This window comes from Variovorax sp. CCNWLW225 (assembly GCF_037204045.1).
Lineage (GTDB): Bacteria > Pseudomonadota > Gammaproteobacteria > Burkholderiales > Burkholderiaceae_C > Variovorax.
Map to the genome: position 1 here is coordinate 1 of NZ_JBBCBV010000040.1, position 1,829 is coordinate 1,829.

Below are 1,829 nucleotides of genomic sequence, written 5' to 3' on the forward strand. Positions count from 1 at the left end.
TCGAGCGAGCTGGCCTGCTCTTCGGTGCGCGAAGACAAATCCTGGTTGCCTGCGGCGATCTGGCCCGAGGCCGTGGCGATGGCGTCGGTGCCGGTGCGCACGCCGCTGACCACGTTGGCAAGGCTCGTGTTCATGCTCTTGAGGGCTTGCATCAGCTGCCCCGTCTCGTCGCGGCTCTGGACTTCGATGCGCCTCGTCAAATCGCCCGCGGCAACCGACTGCGCAACTTCCACCGCCTCGGCCAGTGGCCGCGCCACGACGCGCGCGACGCACAGCGCCAGCACAAAGCCCAGCCCGATGCTGCCCAACAACAGCGCCACGATCCACAGCCGCGCCCGCGCATACAGGGCATCGCCATTGGCGCTGGCCTGCTGGCCGCCCTTGACGTTGAGCTCGACGAGCCGGTCGACCATCTCGGTCAGCTGGTGGTTCAGGCGCGACGCATCCGCGCGGATGAGAGCAACGGCCTGGTCCTTCTGCTGCGCGCGGGAGAGTTCCATCACCTTGTCGTGCTCGCGCGCATACAGGCCCAGCGTCTTCACGTATTCCGGGTAGATCTTCTTTTCTTCGGGCTCGGACATGAGCGCCTCGTAGCTCGCCCGCGCCTTGCCCAGTGCCTCCCAGAGCGCGGCCATCGACTTCTCGTAGCGCGCCGTGTCTTCGGGAGACGTCGACAGCAGGTGCTGCATTTCCTCGGAGCGGTAGCGAGCCATCAGCCCCCTCATCTCGAGCAGCGACTGGGCCGACGGCATCCAGTTGGTGGCGATGTCCGTCGACATCTGGTTGACCTTGGAAAGCTGCAGCACCGACACGACGCCGAGCACCGCGGTCAACGCCAGGACAGCCACAAAAGACACGAGCAGCTTGGTCGCAATCCTGAGGTTGTAGAACGCTTGCATGAACTTCTTCTCTCTATCTCTCTAACGCGGCGAAATCAGGCGGCGATCTTCTCGACCAGGCCCATCTCGTCGCTGGACATCAGCTTGTCGATGTCCACCAGGATCAGCATCCGCTCGTCCAGCGTGCCCAACCCGATCAGGTAGTCCGTGTCCAGCACGGCACCCATCTCCGGCGCGGGCTTGATCTGCTCTGCGCTCAGCGTGATCACGTCCGAAACGCTGTCCACCACCATGCCCACCACACGGCCGCCGATGTTCAGCACGATCACCACCGTGAACTGGTCGTACGTCGGCGCGCCCAGCTGGAACTTGATGCGCATGTCGATGATCGGCACGATGATTCCGCGCAGGTTCACCACGCCCTTGATGTATTCGGGCGCATTGGCAATGCGCGTCACCGCGTCGTAGCCGCGCAGCTCCTGCACCTTCTGGATGTCGATTCCGTACTCTTCCTGGCCCAGCGTGAAGGAGAGAAATTCCAGGGGCCGGCCGGCACGGGACGGTGCGGCGTTGCGGATGTCCGCGGTTTGTTGGGTTGGGGTTGCGCTCATCGGGAAACCTGTGGCTGTTGGCTTAAAACTCTGTCCAGTCGCCGCCGGCGGCGCCGGCCATGGCCAGCTGCGGAGACGAAGGTGCTTGTTGGGTCTTCTTGGCCGGCGCCGCGCGCCGGGGCTTGGGGGACGATTCGGAGGGGCGCGCCGCCTTGGCTGCGGCAGGGGCTTGGCCGCCTTCGAGTTTGAACACGCTCACCGCTTCCACCAGGCTTGCGGCCTGCTCCTGCATCGACTGGGCTGCGGCCGCTGCTTCTTCGACCAATGCGGCGTTCTGCTGCGTCACCTGGTCCATTTGCGCGATGGCCTGGTTCACCTGCTCGATGCCGGTGCTCTGCTCCTGGCTGGCCGCGGTGATCTCGCCCATGATGTCGGTCAC

Annotated in this window: 2 protein-coding genes and 1 pseudogene; all 3 read right to left on the minus strand. The window is 64.8% G+C overall.

The window, feature by feature from the left end:
- Positions 1 to 899, minus strand: an 899-nt coding sequence (locus V9L20_RS27180) for a methyl-accepting chemotaxis protein (RefSeq protein ID WP_337298903.1), incomplete at its 3' end; no start/stop codon positions are given.
- Positions 900 to 934: 35 nt separating this feature from the next.
- Positions 935 to 1,450 (minus strand): chemotaxis protein CheW, encoded by a 516-nt coding sequence (locus V9L20_RS27185; protein ID WP_258502128.1) that lies wholly within the window; start codon positions 1,448 to 1,450, stop codon positions 935 to 937.
- A gap of 22 nt (positions 1,451 to 1,472) precedes the next feature.
- Positions 1,473 to 1,829: pseudogene (locus tag V9L20_RS27190) on the minus strand (hypothetical protein); the annotation flags it as partial.

Excerpts from the sequence above, each read along its gene's own strand:
- V9L20_RS27185 (WP_258502128.1), bottom strand. The coding sequence starts at position 1,450 with ATGAGCGCAACCCCAACCCAACAAACCGCGGACATCCGCAACGCCGCA.